We start from the raw sequence: 20,426 nt of genomic DNA, 5'->3' as shown, positions 1-20,426 counted from the left end.
GGCTTAACCCTTGTACAACATGGTGTCGACCATGAGGCGTGAGGGGAAGATGCCCTTGTCGGAGAACAAGTCAAAGAACTTCTGAAAGTGGCCAATGTCTTTGGCGGTGAACTCGTTGTAGAGGGTGTAAGCGGCCAGCGGCACCTCAGACGTCAACGCGCCTTCAATGGCGGTGTAGCCCTTGAGGTACTGACGGGCTTCGGTGGCATTGCTGCGCACCAGGGCCACGCCTTTGGCATAAGCGGTGACGAACTTCTTGGTTTCGACCGGATGGTTTTTGACAAACTCCGCCGTGAGCGAGGCCGAGCCGCCAAACCAAGGGGCCATCGCGTCACCCAAGATGTATTTGGAAATCACGCCCGCTTCCAGCACGCGGGTGGTGCCGTTCAAGCGGCCAATGGTGCCGGTGGGCTCTAGGGTGTAGACCGCATCCACTTGGCCCGCGGCCAAGGCGGCCACGTGTTGGCCAATGGGCAACTCAATCACGGTGGCACCGGTGGCACCCCCGCGCTCGAGCACGGTTTTGGCCAAGGTGACGTTTTGAATGCCAGGGCCTGAGGCCACTTTTTTACCCTTGAGATCGGACATGACTTTGGCCGTGCTGGCCACGGGCACCAAGAACTCGTCCAACACGTTTTTCACGTTGCTGGGGTTGGCACAAAAGATTTTGAACGTGCCCGGTGCGGCAATTTCGCCAATCGCCAAGTTGGCTGAACCGGTGCCGTTGGCGCTGCCGTCGCAACGACCGGCCAACATGGCTTCCATGATTTGTTGGGCAGCGGCGAACTTGATGGGCTCCACATCCAAACCGGCTTCTTTGAAGTAGCCCTTTTCCACCGCGGCATAAAACGGCAGGCCCGCCGCAATGGGCCAGTAGCCAATGCGAATTTTGGGAGTGGACTGTGCACGCACGATGGCAGGTGCGCCCATGAGCCCTAAGGCAGCACTGGCGGCACCGGCTTGCAACAGTTGGCGACGTGAGGTGGATGGGTTCATGAGATCTCTCCTAGAGGTGGGTGAAACAAAAAAACAAAAATTAAATCGCTCAGGCTTGCAGGCTGGCCACGTAAGCGCGCCAACCACCGAAGTGGCTGATGTCTTGCGCGCCGATCAAAGCCTGCGGCTCGCACACAAAGCCCTGCACGCTGGTGCCATCGGCCAAGCGCAAAGTGCCAATGCCCAAGGGCTCAGGGATGAGGGCTACAAAAGAGCCGTAGTGGCGCGTGGGCATCTCCCACACCTCCAGGGCAATGGCATGGCCCTGCCCTGGTGCCACGCGCAGCAAGCCGGGCTTGGGCGGTGTGGTGTTGGGCAAAGCAAACAACTGGTAGTCGGCGCTGGTGGAGGTGCTGTGCAGCAGGCGCGCACCACGCTCGGTGAGTTGCGTATTCAAGGGCATGCCCGACAAATGCGCACCCACCACGGCCACGTGCACCGTGGGCTCAGCCTGCAAACCCGCAATGGCTTGCATGGCAGGCAAGGGCTCGCCCGTGGCACCCAAGGTCAAACCCGTGGCGTGGTGGTAACGCTGGCCCAAGTCGGCCAATTGCCAGTCGCTGCAAGACGGGCCAATCAGCGTGATGCCAAAGGGCAAGCCATCGGCACGCAACACACTGGGCACCGACAGCGCCGCGTAGTCGAACAAGTTGACGAAGTTGGTGTAGTGGCCCAAGTTGCGGTTGAGCACCACCGGGTCGGCCTGCATTTGCGCAATGGTGTAGTGCGTGGGCGCGGTGGGCACCAGCAACACGTCGATGGCATCCCACATGCGGTGTGCGACTTGTGCCAAGCCCAGCATTTGTATTTCGGCGGTGCAGTAATCGGCGGCGCTGTAGTGGCTGCCTTTGCCAATGATGCTGCGCACGGGCTCCATCACGTGCTCGGGGTGGGCGTCAAAAAACGGTTGAATAGCCGCGTAGCGCTGTGCCACCAACGCGCTTTCGTACAACATGGCGGCGGCTTGCAAATGCGGCGTCATGTCGATGGCCACCGGCTCGCCACCCAAGGCACACATCTGCGTGATGGACGCATCGAACGCTTGCTTGGCTTGCATGTCGCCAAAGAATTCGAGCTGCTGTGGCACACCAAACTTGAACTGTGCTGGCAAGGCCTGGGTGTTGAGTGTGAGTTGGCGTGAAAAGGGGTCGCCCGCATCGGGCCCCATGCAGGCTTGCAACACTTGCGCGGCAGTGGCCACGGTGCGCGCCAAGATGCTCACGCAGTCCACGTTTTGCGCCGCTGGCACCACACCGCGTGCCGAGATCAATCCACGCGTGGGCTTGAGGCCCACGATGTTGTTCAAGCCCGCAGGCACGCGCCCAGAACCTGCGGTGTCGGTGCCCAGGGCAAAGTCAACCTGGCCCGTGGCCACCACATAGGCAGAGCCAGAGCTTGAGCCGCCCGACACATACAACGGGTTGAACGCATTGGGCACCGCACCATAGGGCGAGCGTGTGCCGTTGAGGCCGCAGGCAAATTGATCGAGGTTGGTTTTGCCATGCAGCAATGCACCAGCGGCGAGCAGCTTGCGCACCACTTCGGCGTGCTCTGACGGGGTGTAGGCGAACTCGGGGCAGGCAGCGGTGGTGGGCACCTGCGCCGCGTCGATGTTGTCTTTGACGGCGAAGCTCAGGCCGGAGAGCGCCCCTGAATGGGCCCCACTCAGAGGGGGCGTGAGGCGTGTGATCCAGGCTTCATCGGCCAGTGCGTTCGTCTGCGAATGTGGGCTTGAGCGTGACACCATTGTTGTGCATCCATTCTTGTATCCAAGATGGAATGCAATAGGTGTGCCACGGTTGAAGGCTGCTCAAAATATTTAATCAAAGAATGATGAGCCCTGGTACCGAAAGAAACAAGCAAGTTCCTTTGGTTCGTTAAGTTATCAATACAGCGCAAACGACAATTAATTTTTTTTCCTATTTAGCAGTCTATCTATAGAGGCACTACCAAACTTATGAATTAGTGCATCGTAAAAAACAGCCTCTGCGTCACTTGCGTACGCAACTAGCCCTCTTAAGTGCTCGACTTCGTCTACAGGCAACTGTCCATGAGTAAAAAGATAAATTTTGGTTTTAATTGATCTTTTCAAATTCCGCCCCAATGAGACTTGGCGGTCGGGTGTAAGAATTAAACCAGTAACAACTCTTTTTATTTTTTTAGAAACGTTGATTGTTTTTTTATCGTTGATAACGAGCTTGGGCGTGAACTCCAAGATTTTTGAGGTTAGCAAATCTCTGATGCCAGACAAAATATTTGGATGCTTTGTCGATATATAAATATCATCCGCGTAACGTGTATATACACAGTCATGTGCCCTGCAATATTCATCCATATCCTGATCTAAAGCGAATAACATCGCATTTGATAACAAAGGTGAAGATGGCGCACCAATGCTAAGGGCCATTGTTTTTTCTTCCTTTGCAAATCGGCAAACTAGCCTTGCAAGCGTAGGAACTGTCTCAAGTTGAATAGGCAGTCGTCCTGCATTTACCTCTTGATAGAAAAAGTCTAGGACCCAAGATTGATCAATTGAAGGAAAGAAATCCTTGAAATCTATTCTCAGCAAAAAATTTGAATGCAAATGTTGTGATGCATGCTGACGAATTCCTACGCCCTCACGATAAGAGAACACTGAGGGGTGAATCATCAGATGGAGGAAACAGTTAGAAACTAACCAACGCTGAACAGCCTTCAAAGACGCAGTTGGATGGTAAATATCTCGGTAGCCGCCTGTTCTTTTTTTAATTTTGTAATGCTTGTACTGATACGGAGCAGTCAGGATAAGTTTTTGAATGTCCTCATGCGAAGCTCGAAGAAGCTTAGCCAAAGCAAAGATCAAATCATTCCGAGTCATTTGCTCACCCCGTCTAATTCAATCAATACGGATGGGTCGTGAGTTTCATAAGCACGCCGCCATGCTGCTTTCAAATCTAACCGATCTGTAACTGTTGATTCGATAAATTGAGAATGACGGACGCAAGAAAAAATATCACCGTTGTCATTTCGAACAATACGGCGGCTAGCGACCAATATTGCTAGCTGTAAGCGTATCGTTGAAATGTCATACGCCCCGAACGACTCAGTGATTGCCTGTCTCAAATCTACTTCAGTAATTGCGCCTACTAAATCAATAATCTCATCCAAAATGGCAAGTTGATGACGTGAGTTATAGGACTTCCATGTTTGCAGTTCAAAACGTTCCCGATAAGCACGCTTCTTTTGAGACTCCCCAAGTAATTTTTCTACGATTTGTGGCATTTGCTCATTAAGCGGGGTAACTAATACATAAGGAATTGGCGAAAAAATGCTCAATTTAGAGATTGCATGTATCGGGCCGAGATTGATAAAAGAGTTAGATTGATGTTCATGTAGTACAGCCACCAAGGTTTTTCGAGCAATCTTTTCATGCGCGGAAAAGTAGCCAAGTTCAGCGAATGAACCAGGGCTTTCAGGGAAGATTAGAACGCTATTAACAGTTTCAGCAATTACTCGTTCAAATTCTGAAATATTTTGACCTCTCTCATCAATTTGTCTGAGCAATTCTGTTGCTGCCGTCTCCGCACGTACACAAACGATCTTGTCATCTTTGCGCTCTAAAACGTGTTTGATGAATAGTGCTCTGAGACTAGGGTCTCCAGTTTTTAAATTTTTTTCTTCCGCAGAGCCACACGCGAAGCACAAATGAGTGTCACGAGAAAAGAAAAGATCGCCTCGAGAAAAGTAATTTCTTAGCTTTTCTCGAGGCAAATCAAATGCAGTGTTGCTTTTTACAATCTGCAAGCATGCCACCTACTTGGACGAGGCGAATCCCTCGGGGTTCGACGCTAGGCGAACCCCGAGGGATTCGCCTGACGATGTCGGTCAATGCCATCGGCCTGGCTGTACGCCCGGCACAGAACCTCGACTGCGGTTCAGCTAAGTGACTACTTAAGTGTACTACTGGAAACTGCTGAGCAGACGAGCTCTGCAATACGCCTTGTATGGACACACTCAACGCATTACCTAAGAGCAAGCTAAAAGGATCAAGATGACAATCGTCACCCTCACCAGCAAAGGACGAATCACCATCCCCGCCGAGGTTCGCCATGACCTCAAGGTTGATGCCGGTGATCGCATCGAATTCATTCAGCTCGCACCTGGCCGCTATGAGCTTGTGGCCGCCACTCAAAACATCGCCAACCTCAAAGGCATGTTTGGTCGGCCCACCCGTAAAGTCTCAATTGACGACATGAACAAAGCCATCGCAAAGCGTGGCGCAACAGCGCGATGAGCTGCCTAGACACTATGTCTTGATGCGATACACATACAAGATGACGCGAAGGCTGATTTTGCAGACTGCCTGATTGAACGAACCTGCTCATTCGTTGAAATCAAATCGAACACAACCGTTAGAAAACGTCACCTTTTCTCGTGATCTGCTCCGTACCAGATGCCAGGGGTGTTGCCGCCGCGAAATCAGAGTGTCATAACGCTGGTGACATCAAGCAGCCGCTCTCATCCCATCCAGATACGACAGCGTGGTGACCAGACCGTAAGGGGTCTCGATCAACACAGCGGGTGTTCCGTTCAAAGCCTTGTTGTGGCTGCGCAGCCAATCAAGTCGTTTCTTTGAATCTGAACCCACGAGTGGATCCAGAGAACGAAACACACGAACCAACAGCAAAGCGAGTTGACCTGCCTTCGACACAGGATCAATGCCCCGCGCGCCACTGGCAATGCGACTGATGGTGGGCTCGCTCAATCCGATCACCCGAGCCAACGCCGCATTCGAGATCGCCAACGCATGAGCGGCCTGAATCGTCGCTTTGCCAAGAACCATGGCTTTAGGCATGAGTGGGCTCAAATTCAATGTCAGCAGCGCCTGGCATGGCGAGTGCGTGGGCAATATTGCGGCGCTGTTTGGTCAGGCGCTGGTAGTCCTCGAAGCGCAGCAAAACATATGCGGGCTTGCCGCGATCCGTGATGAATACGGGACCGTTCTGCGTCGCCCTTTTGGCACGGCTCACACCATGGTTGAATTCACAGCTTGAAAAAGTGGTGTTGGTCATGGCGGCGTCTCCCATTGATCTGAACACGAATCCAAATGCAGGCTCGTTACAACATTGAGCCTCTGCAAGTACATGCAGAGGAGAGATTACCCTCCCCTGCCAAGGTTCGCCACAACCCAAACTCAATAAGTTTTATAAGGCAAGAACTTGCCCGACAACACCACGTTCACGCGGTCGCCTTTGGGGTCGGCGGTGCGTTCGATGTCCATGGAGAAATCGATGGCACTCATGATGCCGTCACCAAACTCTTCGTGGATCAACTCTTTGATGGTGGTGCCATACACGCTGACGATTTCGTACCAGCGGTAAATCAGTGGGTCGGTGGGCACGGGGGTGGGCAGCGAGCCTTTGTAGGGCACCACTTGCAGCCACTTTTGCTCTTCGGCGTTGAGACCAAAGATCTTGCCAATGATTTTGGCTTGCTTGGCATCGAGCGTCATCTGGCCCAGGCAAGCGGCGGTGGTCCACTCTTTGGACAGGCCTACTTTTTGGGCCACGTCTTCCCATTTGATGCCTTTGGAGACCTTGACGGTCATGATTTTTTCGGTGATGTCGTTGCGGTTCATAAAAAGCTCCTCTTAGGTAGGTACAGAAAAAAAACAGATCAATGGGCGGGGCCCACATGGGCGCGTGCCACCAAAAAGTCGACGATGTGGTTGCGCAGCTCGTAATAGCCAGGCAAGTGGTGCAGGCCAGCACGGGTGCGGTCGCGTGGCAAGGGGTTGGTGACCGATTCAGAAATACCACCCGGCACATAGCCGTTGGGGGTGTCGCTGCCGTTGTGCATGAGCAAGATGCGGTCGGCCAGCAAACAGGCCTCGTCCACGTCGTGGGTGATCATGAACACGGTTTGCTGCGTCTCGCGCACGATGGTCATGAGTTCGTCTTGGATGGTGCCGCGCGTGAGCGCGTCCAAGGCACCAAAGGGCTCGTCGAGCAGCAGCATGCGCGGCTGGATGGCAAAGGCACGTGCAATGCCCACGCGCTGCTTCATGCCGCCTGAGAGCTGAGAGGGCTTTTGGTCGATGGCGTGGCGCAAGCCCACGAGTTCGACAAACTTTTCCACATGCACATTGACCTTGGGGGCCTTCCATTCGGGCCAGCGCGATTTCACCGCAAAGGCAATGTTTTTGCGCACCGTCAGCCAGGGCATGAGGGCGTGGCTTTGAAATACCACGCCTCGGTCCAGGCTGGGGCCCACCACCTCGCGGTTGTTCATGTACACGTGGCCGCCGCTGGCTTGGTCCAAACCTGCCAACACGTTCAAGATGGTGGTCTTGCCACAGCCCGAGTGGCCGATGATGCAGACAAATTCACCTTGCGCGATGTTGAACGACACGTCGGCAAACACCGGTCGGTCGGCGACAAAGCGCTTTTCGAGTTGTTCAATTTTCAGAAAGTCTTGCACAGGGTTTTCTTTCGCTGGGGTTTATTCCACATAGGTGACGGCTTGCTGCAAGCGAGCAAAGGCCATGTCGAGCAACATGCCCACGATGCCGATGACACCAATGGCAAAGATGACGTTGGTGAGCGACAGGTTGTTCCACTCGTTCCAGACAAAGTAACCAATGCCGGTTCCTCCCACCAGCATCTCGGCGGCGACGATGACCAGCCACGCAATGCCCATGGAGATGCGCATGCCCGTCAATATGGTGGGCGCAGCAGCGGGCAAGATGACGCACCAGGCGCGCCGCAGGGGCGACACCTCCAGCGTGGCCGACACATTGAGCCATTCACGCTTGACCGAGGCCACGCCAAAGGCTGTGTTGATGAGCATGGGCCAAACCGAGCAGATGAAGATCACAAAGATGCCGCTGATGGACGAGTCTTTGATGGTGTACAGCGCCAGCGGCATCCACGCCAAGGGGCTGATGGGCTTGAGCACCTGGATGAACGGGTCAAACGCCAAGCGCAGCAGCGGCGACATGCCAATGACAAAACCCAGCGGCACGGCCACCAAAGCGGCCAGCACAAACCCCAGACCCACCCGACCCAAGGAGTGGGCCAGTTGGATGAGGATGCCTTTGTCGTTGGGGCCGTTGTCGTACACCGGGTCAGACACATGTTTCCAAATGGTCTCGCCCATTTGCGTGAGCGTGGGAAAACCGTTGGTCTTGGTGCTGCCCGGGTCTTTGCCCATCATCTTGAGGTACTCCGCCTGCTCGGCGGTCATGCCTGCAGGGTTTTGGCCAGGGCCCACTTTGCGTTCCATGGTGGCGAGTGACCACACGCCCAGACACAACAAGAAGATGAGCACCGAGATGAGTCGGGCTTTGAAGTTGAGCGAATTCATGCGCGATCAGCCCATCTTGGAGATGGCAAAGCTCTTGACGTAGTCATCGGGCTTGGCCGGGTCAAACTCTTTGCCCATGACCTTGAACTTTTTGTACGCGCCTTCTGGCGGCTTGAAGCCCACCAGTGCCATTTGCTTTTTGGCCTCGGTCAGCAAGAACACCTTCTCGGCAATTTGCTTGTAGTTCACATCGCCTTTGATGTAGCCCCAGCGCTTCATTTGCGTGAGCATCCACACCGCCATGCTCTGCCAAGGGATGGGGTCGAAGTTGGCGCGGTCGGGCACGTTTTTGATGTTGCCCAAACCATCGGCAAACTTGCCGGTCAACACCTGCATCAACACGGCTTCGGGTTGGTTGAGGTATTGGGTGGGCGCGATCACACGGGCAATCAACTCGCGGTCTTTGGCCTGGCTGGCCATGAAGCTGGCGGTCAGCACCGAACGGTAGAGCGCGGCAAAGGTGTTGGGGTTTTGTTGGATAAAGGCGTCGCTCACCCCAAAGGCGCAGCAAGGGTGACCGTCCCAAATTTCTTTGGACAGGATGTGAATGAAGCCCACCTCGTCGTACACCGCGCGCTGGTTGAATGGGTCGGGGCCCAAGAAGCCGTCGATGTTGCCCGCGCGCAAGTTGGCCACCATCTCAGGCGGTGGGGTGACACGGATTTGCACATCGGTGTCGGGGTTCAAACCGTTTTCTGCCAAGTAGTAGCGCAGTAAGAAGTTGTGCATGCTGTACTCAAACGGCACAGCAAATTTGAAGCCCTTCCAGCTCTTGGGGTCGCGTTTGTCTTTGTGCTTGACGTGCAAGGTGATGGCCTGGCCGTTTGTGTTTTGAATGCTGGCCACATTCATGGGCATTTGCGTGCTGCCCAGGCCCATGCTCATGGCCAAAGGCATGGGCGACAAAAAGTGGCTGGCGTCGTGCTCTTTGTTGATCATCTTGTCGCGGATCAAGGCCCAACCTGCGGTTTTGTTGAGCTGCACATTGAGGCCTTCTTTTTTGTAAAAGCCCAAGGGCTCGGCCATGATCAACGGGCTGGCACAGGTGATGGCAATGAAGCCCACCTTGAGGTCTTTCTTCTCCAACGCACCTTTGTCTTGGGCCATGGCCTGCAAAGCGCCCAGTGGCAATACCGAGGCAATGGCCGCGCGTGCGGTGTTGGCCCCCACCGCTTTCAAGAAGCCACGACGCACACCGTCCACCGGAAACAAGGCCTTGACCAAGGCCGCTTCCATGAATTGACGCCCGGCCTCTTCCACCGAACTGGCCACTTGAATGTGCTGGTTGGGCGCGTGGTCTTGGCCACAGGCACAACGCATGAGCAAGGGACGCTCTGCGTTGTAGGGGTCGTAAGCGCTGGAAGATGTGTCGTCAGGCAAATGGGACATGGGGCACCTCAAAGTTGATGTACCTCTGATATGCAAGCCCCGCGCCAGAAAAATGTAAGCTTCGCGCACTGCCATAGCGCATGAAAGCGCACTTCACGCACCATGTCACGCGTTTTGCGCACCAGACACAAGCGGGCGCGCCTCGTCGTGGTGAATGTCAGCCTTGTGCCGACTGAATCATGTTGCGCACTACCGGGTAGATTTGCGCGTCCCAGCGCTTGCCGCTGAACACCCCATAGTGGCCCACACCAGCTTGCAGATGGTGCGTCTTGCGGTAAGCCGGCAGCATGGCGCACAGGTCTTGTGCCGCCAAGGTTTGGCCTTGACCACAAATGTCGTCACGCTCGCCTTCGACGGTGAGCAGAAAAGTTTTACGAATGGCCCCCAGCTCCAACGCACGTCCCCGGTAGGTCAATTCGCCCTTGGGCAACAGGTGGTCTTGGAACACATGCTTGACCGTTTCTAAATAGAACGGACCCGAGAGATCCATGATGGCGAAGTACTCTTGGTAGAAGTCGCGGATGACATCGGCTTTTTCATGGTCGCCATTCAAGCGGTGCTCGTACAAGGTGGCAAACGATTGACGGTGGCGGCTGAGGTTCATGTTCAAAAACGCCATGAGCTGGATGAAGCCCGGGTACACACGCCGCCCCACCCCCTTGAACTGCAAGGGCACCATGCCAATCAGATTTTTTTCAAACCATTCAATGGGTTTTTCTTTGGCCAGGTCGTTGACCTTGGTGGGGTTGATGCGGGTGTCGATGGGCCCGGCCATCAGCGTCAGGCTGGCGGGCTGGCATTCGTGGCGATCTTGCGCCATCAAGGCGGTGGCGGCCAAGCACGCCACAGTGGGTTGGCACACGCCCATCAGGTGCGCATTGGGGCCGAGGTGTTGCATGAACCAGATGATGTGTTCGATGTATTCGTCCAAGCCGAACTCGCCCTCGCTCATGGGAATGTCACGGATGTTGCGCCAGTCGGTCAGGTACACCTCGTGGTCTTGCACCAAGGTTTGCACAGTGCCGCGCAACAAGGTGGCAAAGTGGCCCGACATGGGCGCCACCAACAGCAGCTTGGGCAAGTCGTGTTGGTCTTCGCGCTTGAAGCGCAGCAGGTCACAAAACGGGGTGCCATACACCCGCTCTTCTTGAATGGCGTGTGTCTGCCCTTGCAGGTCTTGGACGGGCAAGATGTTGTAGTTGGGGCGGGCGTGGGTGAAGCCCATCAGAGCAATTTGTTCGTAGTACGCGGTCATGCGTTGCAAGGGCGTGGCGGGCTTGCCATCGAACCACTTCATGCTGATCTCGCGTGCTTGCGCAGCGAACTGGCGCACGGGGTCGGCCAGGTTGGCCGCCATCTGGTAGTTGTGATAGATCATGAATTGCAGGCTGCTGCCTCGTGGTGTGTGAACACAGAGCCAAGTGCAAGAGCCGTGCCACTGGTGGCATATTTATTGCGAACGTGATGTCACTTTGGCAACTTTACCGATTGGCATTCATGGCTAAGACCACGCTCACCATCAGCAGCAAGAACTACTCGTCTTGGTCTTTGCGAGGCTGGCTGATGGTCAAGCTCGCAGGCATTCCCTTCTCGGAAGTGCCCGTGGCCACTGACAACGTGGACGCACGCGCCGAGTTGCTGTTGCTCTCGCCCTCGATCTTGGTTCCTTGCTTGAACCACGGCAACGCGAAGGTGTGGGACACCTTGGCGATTGGCGAATACCTCAACGAGATCGCACCAAAAGCAGGCCTGCTGCCAACCAACGCGGTGCACCGTGCACATTGCCGGTCCATTTGCGGCGAGATGCATTCGGGCTTTTCTGCACTGCGTGCCTCGCTGCCCATGAACATCAAAGCGCACTTCAAAAACTTCAAGGTGTGGTCCAAAGCGCAGCTCGACATGGACCGCGTGTTCTTCATCTGGCGTGACTGTTTGAGCACCTACAAAGGCCCTTACCTGTTCGGCAAAAAACCCACATTGGCCGACGCCATGTTTGCGCCCGTGGTGATGCGCTTCAAGACCTATGGCATTGCACTCGACCCGGTGTGCGAACGCTACTGTGACCAAATTTTGTCAATGCCAGAGATCAAGGAGTGGATGGCAGCCGCAATTGCCGAGCCAGACGACATCGAAGAACTTGAAGTGGAGTTTTAACCATGAGCACGACCCTCGCCTACGACAGCCAGACCGATTTTTCGCACATCAAACCCAACGACACGCAGTTCTTGCCCGGGGGCCTGCGTGACTTTTTTGTGTACCGCGACCTCGGTGTGGCCAAAGCCACCCACGGCAAGGTCATTGCCCATATTGCCAAAGCCAATATGCCGCCCGAAAACGGCACCGGCTGGCACTACCACGTGGCCGAGTTTCAAATTGTCATCATGCTCAAAGGCTGGGCCCGCTTCATGTACGGTGACCAACCCACCTTGGTATCAGCAGGCGACTGCGTGCACCAAAAGCCAGGCATCGTGCACTACCTGTTCGACTACTCGCCCGACATGGAGTACCTGGAAATTGTGGGTCCGGCAGACTTTGAGTCGGTGCCCGTTGAAGGGCCGTGTGAGGTGCCGGGTGTGACGCCTTGGAAATAAAAAATCATATTGTTTGTTGTGACCCAAGTAGGGCTGTTTCATGGTTTGCTGAGATGAACAGCCCACTAGCGCGCCATGCCAAAATGGATGAATGGTCATCCACGATTCAAAAAAAATCATCATCATTGCGGGTCCTAATGGCGCGGGCAAGACCACATTTGCACGCAACTTTCTTCCTGCTGAAGCCCAAACACTGAGGTTTATAAATGCCGATCTGATTGCGGCAGGACTGGCTCCATTCAATCCTGAATCAGCAGCACTCAAGGCGGGTCGCTTGATGCTGGAAGAGATTGATGAGTGTGTGTTGGCAAGCAAAAGCTTTGCCTTTGAAACCACTCTCTCAGGCCTGACCTACCTCAACAAAGTTGCTGTTTGGCGGCAACTGGGGTTTCAGGTGAAGCTTTGGTTTTTGTCTTTACCAACAGCGGAAATCGCTGTGTCCAGAGTGGCCAACCGTGTTGCTCAAGGGGGCCATCACATCCCCGAAGACGTGATTCGTCGGCGTTTCAAGTCTGGGCTTGACAACTTTCACAACAGATATAGTCGTGCTGTTGACTCATGGGCGTTTTACGACAACTCTGGCATTGAGCCTCAACTGATTGACTGGAGCCCCCAATGAACACCAAAGACATTCGTACCTCCACAGACCCAGATTTAGCTGGCTCCTACGCTGCCATGCAACGTGCTGCACGCGCTGCACAAGACGTGGCCATCAAGACCGACACCAGCATCGTTGTATCCATCAACGGCAAAGATGTGCGCATTACCGCTGCCGAGTTGATCAAAATGCGCGCGCAAGAGAAGCAGCGACATCCGCACTGAATCTGCCGATTGGTAGGATGGCCCCAACATGACACCTGTTGACATCCTCCCCCAAGCCTCTCCCCTGCCGCAACTGTCACAACAACTCAAGACCACGGGCTATGCCATCTTGAGCGCCGCCAGTGTGTGTGCCTGGGCACACTGCACCTTGGACGAGTTGAATGCGATCGCCCAAAGCTGGCATGGCATGCCGGCAGACCCGTATTTGAAAGATGGTGGGCGTTATCGCAAACGCCGGCACGCGTCTTTCACGTTTGCGCACGATGTGGTGTCGCCAGTCGCGCACCGTGCGCACTGGCAACCCTTGACCTACAACGCCTTGCATGGCGGTATGACGCGCTGGTTTGAACCCATGCCCGCCGAGGTGGCTACCTCAGCCCCCTGGCTGCGGTTGCTGCGTGCTTTTGCACAGACGGCGATTCAATTGCACGCCGACAACACGGCGGCCCACACGCCGCCCGTGCAATGCATTGAGGCACATCAGTTTCGCATCGACACCACCGATGGCATTGGCCGCCCTACCCCCGAAGGCGCCCACCGCGACGGGGTGGATTTGGTGGGCGTGTTCATGCTGCACCGACAAGACATCAAAGGGGGTGAGACCCGCGTGTTTGACGCGCGTGGCACCACAGGCGAACGCTTCACCTTGCAAGAGCCTTGGTCTTTGCTGCTGCTCGACGACGCACGGGTGATTCACGAGACCACGCCGATTCAACCCACCCAGGCAGGCGGCTACCGCGACACGCTGGTGCTCACCGCCAAGCAAGACACGTTTTTGGAAGAAGCCAAGGCTGCGGTCAACGCACCGTCGCAAAGTCGATGAAGCCTTGTTCAACGTTGGTGTGGGTCAGCTTGACGCGCAAGAACTCACCCACGTCATGGTCGTGGGTGTAAGAGGTGAGCATGCCTTCCACGGGTGGCGTGAAGACACGCACCCAAGTACCGCTCGGTGTTTTGCCAGTGACCACGGCGTCAAACACATGGCCGATGTAGCCCGTCAGCATCAACGCCGCTTCTGATTTGCGCATGCGCCGCTCCACCTTGCGTGCCGCGTCTTCTTGGCGTGTGCAATGCAAGGCCAAGGCTTCCAACTCGGCGGTGTTGTAGGGCGCAGGTACCTGCATCAACAAGCTCTTGAGCATGCGCTGTGTCACCAAGTCTGGGTAACGGCGGTTGGGTGCGGTGGAGTGGGTGTAGTCGCGCACCGACAGGCCAAAGTGGCCAATGGCTTCGCTCTTGGGGTGCTCCACCACGTACTCGCCCGAACCCATGAGCTTGACGATCACCAACGACAAATCAGGAAAACGCACCGGGTCGGCCCGGTGGCGTTTGGCCAAAAACTTTTCCAGCGCCGCCGAGCTGGGGTCGGCGGGCAACTGTTCATCGTAGGTGGCGGCCAAAGCCACGATGCGTTGCCAGCGCTCTGGTGAGCGCACCACACGGCGCAACGACGCATGGCCGTGCTCTGCCAGAAAGTGTGCGGTGCAGGTGTTGGCGGCAATCATGAATTCTTCAATCAATTGACGGGCACGGTTTTGCACTTGCTGGCGAATGGCCACCACGCGCTCGCCTTCAAACACAGCATGGGGTTGCAGGGTTTCAAACTCCAACGAGCCCTGCGCATGTCTGCGTGCACGCAGCAACTGGGCCACGCTGTCTTGCAGGTGCAATTGCGCATCCATACCCGCCACCAGTTGGGCAGCTTCGGGCAGATCGGCATCGCCTTCGATCCAGTCTGACACCGCGTCATATGCCAGCTTGGCCTTGTTGTGCACCTTGGCACGGTAGAGCTTGTGGTAGGTGATGTCGGCATCGCGGTTGATGCCCATCTCCACCACCACAGCCAAACGCTCCTCGTGGGGATTGAGCGACGTGAGGTCGGTGCACAAGCGCTCGGGCAGCATGGGAAACACACGCGTCGAGGTGTAGACCGAGGTGGTGTTGTGTTTGGCGTGGGCGTCCAGCGCAGAGCCTTTGGGCACCAGCACATCCACATCGGCCACCGCCACATAAATTTTGGTGTCGCCATTGGGCAGCGGCTCGGCCACGGTGAGTTGGTCCAGGTCACGCGAGTCGTCGTTGTCCAGCGAACACCAAGCCAAGGCTGTGAGGTCGACCACACGCGGGTCGCTGTCTTGCCCGGCATGCGTCATGGCCTGCAATTCGTGCAAGGCGGCCAGTGGAAACTCGGGCTCTAAACCACGCTCCAGCATGGCTTGCTCCGCAATGAACGACAACTCAGAACGACCGGGAAAATGTTTGGAACTCATGCGGCGAATGTAGCTGTTGGATGCGGGCGTATCATGGTCTTTACCATGTCCCTGCTCCAAAACTTGCGTTCTCACCGATTTCAAATTGTTGTGGGACTGGCGCTGTTAGCTGCGGCCCTGTGGGGTGGCCAGCGCTGGTTCTTGGGGCCTCAAACGCCTGTGGTGGTGGTGGTGCAACGCGACTTTGTACAAACTGTGGTGGCGAGCGGCCGCATCGAAAGCCCACACCGTGTGGAGCTGGGTGTGCAAATCACCGGCACCGTCAAGGCCGTGCCAGTGAACGAAGGCCAAAGCGTGCAGGCCGCGCAAACTTTGATTGAGCTGGAAGACGCGGAACTGGTGGCCAGTGTTCGACAAGCCGAGCTGGCGGTAACGCAAGCGCAAGCCAAGCTGCGCCAACTGCGCGAAGTGCAAGCGCCGTTGGCTGAACAGGCCATGCACCAGGCACAGGTGAACCAAGATGCCGCCACACGTGCCTTGCAACGCACACAAGATTTGTTTGACAAAGGTTTCATTGGCCAAGCCGCCTTGGACGAGTCTGCACGCGCCGAGCAGGTGATGCGCTCGCAGCTCAAAAGCACACAGCAACAACTCAACAGCGCACGCGCGGGCGGCAGTGACATGGCAGTGGCCGAATCGGCCCTGTCACAAGCGCAAGCAGGCGCAGAGCTGGCACGGGCCCGTTTGCGTTACAGCAAGGTACTCGCACCCGTAGCCGGTACTTTGATTGCACGCAGTGTCGAGCCAGGCGACGCGGTGCAGCCCGGCAAGGTGTTGATGGTGCTGTCCCCCGCAGGTGAAACACAGCTGGTGGTGCAAATTGACGAGAAGCACTTGAATTTGTTGAAGATAGGGCAAACGGCCCAGGTCTCAGCCGATGCCTACCCAGACCAACGCTTCACGGCGGAGCTGGTGTACATCAACCCAGGCGTAGATGCACAACGCGGGTCGGTAGAGGTCAAACTGCACGTCACACAAGCCCCGGCTTATTTGCGACAGGACATGACGGTGTCGGTGGACATTGAAGTGGCCCAACGCAGCCAAGCGGTGTTGGTGCCCACAGAGGCCGTACACGACCTCGACACCAACGCCCCTTGGGTGCTGAAGGTGGTCAAAGGACAAGCGGTTCGCAGCCCCATCCTGCTGGGCTTGCGCAGCCAGGGCTTGAGTGAGGTGCGCGAAGGGCTGGCAGCCGGTGACCAAGTGTTGGCCACCGCCACCCTTGCGGTCAACGACAAAGCCCGGGTACGGCCCGTCTCAACCCTTGTGGCGAAATGAGTGCAGACACGCGCTCGCTAAACCCAGCCGTTGTGCTGCCCCGCTGGATGCCGTTTGAATGGCTGGTCGCGCTGCGCTTTTTGCGCGAAGGTCGGGTGCAGACGGCCTTCATCATTGGCGGTGTGGCCATTGGGGTGGGCGTGATCGTGTTCATGTCTGCCCTGCTCAGCGGCTTGCAAGCCAACTTCGTCAAGCGGGTGTTGACAGGTCAGGCCCACATCCAGTTGCTGCCGCCCAAAGAAGTGGCCCGTGCCCTGCGCGGTGCAGACCCGCAGACCATCGAGGGCAGCATCGTGCAGTCGCCTTTGCAGCGACTCAAAAGCATTGACCAATGGCAGAGCGTGGCAGCACAAATCAAGGCCCTGCCTGAAGTGAACGTGGTGTCGCCCGCGGTGAATGGCTCGGCCTTGGTGGTGCGAGGCGATGCGAGCCGTGCCATCAGCGTGGTGGGCATCGAGCCCGAGTTGTACTTTCGCATCGTGCCCATGCCCGAAAAAATAGTGCGTGGCAGCGCACGCCTGACCGTCAACGACATCTTGATTGGCACTGAACTCGCCAGCGACTTGGGTGTGTCGGTGGGCGACAAGCTCAGAGTCACCGCCGCCAGTGGCAGCGCCAACACACTCACCATCACCGGCATTTTTGATTTGGGCAACAAAGGGGCCAACGCCCGCACCACCCTCATGGCGCTGCGCTCTGCCCAAAGCCTGCTGGGTTTGCCCGGCGGCGTGTCGGCGCTGGATGTGACCGTGCATGACGTGTACGCTGCCGAGCTGGTGGCGCGCCACATCACCGCGCTCACGGGTGTGCAAGCCGACAGCTGGATCAAAACCAACGAACAGTTCTTCACCGCGGTGAGCGCACAAACCACGGCCAACACCGCCATTCGGGTGTTTGTGGGGCTGTCGGTGGCCTTTGGCATTGCCAGTGTGCTGGTGGTGTCGGTGGTTCAAAAGTCGCGCGAGATCGGCATCCTGCGGGCCATGGGCATCACACGCGGACAAATTTTGCGCATCTTTTTGCTGCAAGGTGGTTTGCTGGGCTTGGGCGGCGCGGTGGTGGGTTCGCTGCTGGGCTCGCTCGGCATGGTGGTGTGGCAGCAAGTCCAACGCAACCCCGATGGCACGGTGATGTTTGCCGTCAGCTTGGAGCCGCTGATGTTTGCCACCGCCTTGTTGCTGGCCACCGTGACGGGGCTGCTGGCCTCGTTCGCACCCGCCATGCGCGCCGCGCGCCTAGACCCGGTGGTGGCCATCCGTGGATAAGGCCAACGCATCGCCCACCCCTCAAGTTGTGCAGCTGCGCGACGTGTGCAAATCGTTCAACGTGGGGCAGCCCAACGAGATTGAAATCTTGCATCACATTGACTTGTCGCTGGAGCGCGGCGAGTTTTGCGCCGTCATGGGCCCTTCGGGCTCGGGCAAAAGCACCTTGCTCAACATCATTGGCTTGTTGGATCGCCCGACCCAAGGCCAGCTGGCCATTGGCGGTGAAGAAACCACAGGCCTGGACGACCATGCCCTGACGCGCTTGCGTGGCCACGCCATTGGTTTTGTGTTTCAACACCACCACCTGCTCAATGCCTTCACGGCCCAAGAGAACGTGATGATGCCCTTGCTGGGCGAGGCCGGTTTTGCAAACAGCCAGATCGAAGCGCGCGCCGCCGAGCTGCTGGACAAAGTGGGCTTGAGCGCGTGGGCACACCAGCCTGCGGGCAGCTTGTCGGGCGGACAACAGCAGCGTGTCGCGGTGGCACGCGCGCTGGCCATGAACCCCACCTTGCTGCTGGCCGACGAGCCCACGGGTAACCTCGACACCAAAAGCGCCGATGCGGTGTTTGACCTGCTGCGTCGCGTGAGCCAAGAGCAAGGCACCACGGTGCTCTTTGTCACCCACAACCCCGAGCTTGCCAGGCGTTGCGACAAAACGATTCAGGTGGTGGACGGTCGGGTGGTGTAAAAAATCAACGCAGACACAGCCCGTCACCTTGCACAGGCAGGCTCAGGCTACTTTGGTGGGGGCTGGAAACAGCAACTTGAACTGGCTGCGCGAGCGCTCAAAAGCGTTGCAGGCGGTCATTTGGGTGATCACTTCATCTAGGTCGTTGTAATTGAAGGCAGCTGTCCATTGTTGGATGTGTTGCATGGCCGACATGAGGGGTTGCGCCTGCCCATCGCGCGTCAACACACGCAAGCAGTCGAGGTATTCCTCGCGAAACAAGGTGGGCACGATGATTCGACAAGCATTGACCACCGAGAGTTCGGCGTTCATGACCAAGCGGGCCAAACGCCCATTGCCATCAGCAAACGGGTGCACCTCTGTCACCACAAACATGGCCAATAGCGCACGCGCCATGCCTGCTGGCACGGTAGGCAGCAATTGCGACCCCTGCAACAAAGTACCGCGCACCAAGGCGGGCGACACAAATTCGGTGTTGCCCGCACGGTTGGGTTTGTCTTTGAATTCACCCGGCGACACTTCGGGGCGTTCGCGCATTTGGTGTGTATGGCGCTCGCGCAGTTGCGTCAACACCGCGTCTCCTGCGGCCAATGTTTGATTGGCCCAGCCCATGTCACGCGCTTGGTGAAACACACCCAAGATGTCGTGCGAGTCTTGGGGTCGCTCCAAGATGGGCTGGCCTTGCAACACAAACCCACGGGCATCTTGCACCTCAAACTCGGTGCCTTCAATGAAGTTGCTGAAGTAAGACTCCAAGAAAGCCAGATGGGTACGGGCTTGCTCGGTCAATGCCACCGCTGGCGCTTGCTGCAATGGGGTGCTGCGCAACTGGGCAGCGAACTGCTCGAACAAGGCCACGCGGTCTGCGTCGTAGGGCACAGCCGCCGTACGAGCCTTGCCCTCTGGGGTGACCAGCTGGGAGGCACGTGTGCCCAAGATGCTGCCTACCATCTCGTCCAAGATGTCGAACTCTTTCAACAACAACAACTGCTGGGCCAGTACACGCGCCTGCTCACGCAGATCAGACAGCGCATGTTCACCCCTGGCATCGCAGATGGCCAGCAAGCGTTGTTCAACAGCCGCTTTGCCTACAGCTTTTGGCCGAATGCCGCGACTGGGCGTGAGGTTTTCCAACAAGATGCGCGGCAGTGATGGAAAATAAATCTCGCGCCCTTGCATCGGCAGGTCACCTGGCGCTGGCGGCGGCCCCTTCCACAACACGACTTTGAGCCCTGGCAACTCCACATCGCGGCGGTAGCTGCCACTCAGGTGAATTTCACCGTTTTCAGGCAAGCCACCATTGAACGCACTGCGGTAGGCCAACACCGACTGCGGAAACAAGGCAGCCAGCACCCGCCACCGCTCGCGTGCCACCAGCGCAGGCCATTGATCGGGCGCACTGGCGCTGACCATGCCCGGCAAAATGCGCACCAGCTGACCCGCTTTGAGCTGCCGTTGCACCGTGCGAATGGCGGCCTCGTCCAGCTCGGCATACAGGAGCAGAGATGCATCGTTTGTCGCAAATTTCGGGGTTAAGACGGCCATGACGAAGTAGATTGTCGCTTTTTTTGATTTTGATTTGTGATTATGTCGTTTTTTTAAGTCACAAGACAAACGGCAGCCAACACCTGAATCCAAAGCTGGGGCGCGGTGGCGAGGGTGTCTTGAACCCAGCAACTATCCATTCATGGATAAGCCCAAGAAGCCGGGGTTCTGAGTTCTGTATACGAGGGCCTGAACACTGCCGTCAATAATTCGCGTTTGATCTTTTCTTCAG

The 20,426-nt window shown here is 56.7% G+C and carries 22 protein-coding genes; 9 read left to right on the top strand and 13 right to left on the bottom strand.

The genetic code is table 11. The annotated features are described in order from the left end of the window. Positions 1-3: 3 nt before the first annotated feature. From B9Z39_RS02340 to B9Z39_RS16850, 4 genes are all read right to left on the bottom strand, one after another. Complete coding sequence (locus B9Z39_RS02340) at positions 4-996, bottom strand: ABC transporter substrate-binding protein (protein ID WP_108300568.1); 993 nt, start codon at positions 994-996, stop codon at positions 4-6. Between the two features lie 49 nt (positions 997-1,045). Then, entirely contained in the window at positions 1,046-2,743 is a 1,698-nt protein-coding gene (gene atzF / locus B9Z39_RS02335; protein ID WP_108300567.1) for an allophanate hydrolase, read from the bottom strand. A gap of 159 nt (positions 2,744-2,902) precedes the next feature. Beyond that, on the bottom strand, positions 2,903-3,853 hold the full coding sequence (locus tag B9Z39_RS02330) for a retron St85 family RNA-directed DNA polymerase (protein ID WP_108300566.1): 951 nt from the start codon (positions 3,851-3,853) through the stop codon (positions 2,903-2,905). Then, entirely contained in the window at positions 3,850-4,779 is a 930-nt protein-coding gene (locus tag B9Z39_RS16850; RefSeq protein WP_146183259.1) for a retron St85 family effector protein, read from the bottom strand. The genes B9Z39_RS02330 and B9Z39_RS16850 overlap by 4 nt, the downstream gene beginning before the upstream one ends. Positions 4,780-5,026: 247 nt before the next feature. On the opposite strand from B9Z39_RS16850, the gene B9Z39_RS02325 reads away from it, so the two are divergent. Further along, positions 5,027-5,269 (top strand): AbrB/MazE/SpoVT family DNA-binding domain-containing protein, encoded by a 243-nt coding sequence (locus tag B9Z39_RS02325; protein ID WP_108300565.1) that lies wholly within the window; start codon positions 5,027-5,029, stop codon positions 5,267-5,269. A gap of 210 nt (positions 5,270-5,479) precedes the next feature. On the opposite strand, the gene B9Z39_RS02320 is transcribed toward B9Z39_RS02325, so the two are convergent. The 7 genes from B9Z39_RS02320 to B9Z39_RS02290 all read right to left on the bottom strand — a co-directional run bounded on the left by B9Z39_RS02320 (position 5,480) and on the right by B9Z39_RS02290 (position 11,107). After that, positions 5,480-5,830 (bottom strand): antitoxin Xre/MbcA/ParS toxin-binding domain-containing protein, encoded by a 351-nt coding sequence (locus B9Z39_RS02320; protein WP_108300564.1) that lies wholly within the window; start codon positions 5,828-5,830, stop codon positions 5,480-5,482. Then, positions 5,823-6,047: a type II toxin-antitoxin system prevent-host-death family antitoxin gene (locus B9Z39_RS02315; RefSeq protein WP_108300632.1), complete on the bottom strand. Its 225-nt coding sequence runs from the start codon at positions 6,045-6,047 to the stop codon at positions 5,823-5,825. The genes B9Z39_RS02320 and B9Z39_RS02315 overlap by 8 nt, the downstream gene beginning before the upstream one ends. Positions 6,048-6,169: 122 nt before the next feature. Then, positions 6,170-6,613: a cyanase gene (gene cynS / locus B9Z39_RS02310; protein WP_108300563.1), complete on the bottom strand. Its 444-nt coding sequence runs from the start codon at positions 6,611-6,613 to the stop codon at positions 6,170-6,172. 38 nt (positions 6,614-6,651) lie between these two features. After that, entirely contained in the window at positions 6,652-7,455 is an 804-nt protein-coding gene (locus B9Z39_RS02305; RefSeq protein ID WP_100145883.1) for an ABC transporter ATP-binding protein, read from the bottom strand. Positions 7,456-7,476: 21 nt separating this feature from the next. After that, on the bottom strand, positions 7,477-8,340 hold the full coding sequence (locus tag B9Z39_RS02300; protein WP_100145885.1) for an ABC transporter permease: 864 nt from the start codon (positions 8,338-8,340) through the stop codon (positions 7,477-7,479). 6 nt (positions 8,341-8,346) lie between these two features. Further along, the gene (locus B9Z39_RS02295) at positions 8,347-9,729 is read right to left on the bottom strand and encodes a CmpA/NrtA family ABC transporter substrate-binding protein (RefSeq protein ID WP_108300562.1); all 1,383 of its coding nucleotides are present in this window, start codon (positions 9,727-9,729) and stop codon (positions 8,347-8,349) included. A gap of 157 nt (positions 9,730-9,886) precedes the next feature. Next, on the bottom strand, positions 9,887-11,107 hold the full coding sequence (locus B9Z39_RS02290; RefSeq protein ID WP_108300561.1) for a polyhydroxyalkanoate depolymerase: 1,221 nt from the start codon (positions 11,105-11,107) through the stop codon (positions 9,887-9,889). A 119-nt stretch (positions 11,108-11,226) separates the two neighbouring features. Between B9Z39_RS02290 and B9Z39_RS02285 the strand changes: the two genes are divergently transcribed. The 5 genes from B9Z39_RS02285 (at position 11,227) to B9Z39_RS02265 (ending at position 13,965) form a co-directional block, all read left to right on the top strand. Continuing rightward, positions 11,227-11,883 (top strand): glutathione S-transferase family protein, encoded by a 657-nt coding sequence (locus B9Z39_RS02285; protein WP_108300560.1) that lies wholly within the window; start codon positions 11,227-11,229, stop codon positions 11,881-11,883. A 2-nt stretch (positions 11,884-11,885) separates the two neighbouring features. Then, the gene (locus tag B9Z39_RS02280) at positions 11,886-12,320 is read left to right on the top strand and encodes a cupin domain-containing protein (RefSeq protein ID WP_100145893.1); all 435 of its coding nucleotides are present in this window, start codon (positions 11,886-11,888) and stop codon (positions 12,318-12,320) included. A gap of 91 nt (positions 12,321-12,411) precedes the next feature. After that, positions 12,412-12,939, top strand: coding sequence for an AAA family ATPase (locus tag B9Z39_RS02275; protein WP_108300559.1), 528 nt, complete (start codon positions 12,412-12,414; stop codon positions 12,937-12,939). Further along, complete coding sequence (locus B9Z39_RS02270) at positions 12,936-13,142, top strand: hypothetical protein (protein WP_100145895.1); 207 nt, start codon at positions 12,936-12,938, stop codon at positions 13,140-13,142. Before B9Z39_RS02275 ends, B9Z39_RS02270 begins: the two co-directional genes overlap by 4 nt. 28 nt (positions 13,143-13,170) lie before the next feature. Continuing rightward, the gene (locus B9Z39_RS02265) at positions 13,171-13,965 is read left to right on the top strand and encodes a 2OG-Fe dioxygenase family protein (protein ID WP_108300558.1); all 795 of its coding nucleotides are present in this window, start codon (positions 13,171-13,173) and stop codon (positions 13,963-13,965) included. Here the strand turns inward: B9Z39_RS02265 and B9Z39_RS02260 are convergent. Continuing rightward, positions 13,940-15,412, bottom strand: a complete 1,473-nt coding sequence (locus B9Z39_RS02260) for an RNB domain-containing ribonuclease (RefSeq protein WP_108300557.1) — start codon at positions 15,410-15,412, stop codon at positions 13,940-13,942. The genes B9Z39_RS02265 and B9Z39_RS02260 overlap by 26 nt on opposite strands. A 45-nt stretch (positions 15,413-15,457) precedes the next feature. Between B9Z39_RS02260 and B9Z39_RS02255 the strand changes: the two genes are divergently transcribed. From B9Z39_RS02255 to B9Z39_RS02245, 3 genes are read left to right on the top strand one after another with little or no spacing between them, the layout of a single operon-like run. Then, positions 15,458-16,690: an efflux RND transporter periplasmic adaptor subunit gene (locus B9Z39_RS02255; protein WP_233248899.1), complete on the top strand. Its 1,233-nt coding sequence runs from the start codon at positions 15,458-15,460 to the stop codon at positions 16,688-16,690. Continuing rightward, positions 16,687-17,955, top strand: a complete 1,269-nt coding sequence (locus B9Z39_RS02250) for an FtsX-like permease family protein (RefSeq protein WP_233248898.1) — start codon at positions 16,687-16,689, stop codon at positions 17,953-17,955. The genes B9Z39_RS02255 and B9Z39_RS02250 overlap by 4 nt, the downstream gene beginning before the upstream one ends. Continuing rightward, the gene (locus tag B9Z39_RS02245; protein ID WP_108300555.1) at positions 17,948-18,649 is read left to right on the top strand and encodes an ABC transporter ATP-binding protein; all 702 of its coding nucleotides are present in this window, start codon (positions 17,948-17,950) and stop codon (positions 18,647-18,649) included. The genes B9Z39_RS02250 and B9Z39_RS02245 overlap by 8 nt, the downstream gene beginning before the upstream one ends. Before the next feature lie 42 nt (positions 18,650-18,691). On the opposite strand, the gene B9Z39_RS02240 is transcribed toward B9Z39_RS02245, so the two are convergent. Further along, complete coding sequence (locus B9Z39_RS02240) at positions 18,692-20,194, bottom strand: Fic family protein (protein WP_108300554.1); 1,503 nt, start codon at positions 20,192-20,194, stop codon at positions 18,692-18,694. Positions 20,195-20,426 lie beyond the last annotated feature (232 nt).

It is taken from the genome of Limnohabitans sp. JirII-29 (assembly GCF_003063395.1).
Taxonomy (GTDB): domain Bacteria; phylum Pseudomonadota; class Gammaproteobacteria; order Burkholderiales; family Burkholderiaceae_C; genus Limnohabitans.
This window is presented reverse-complemented; position numbering and strand designations above follow the sequence as displayed.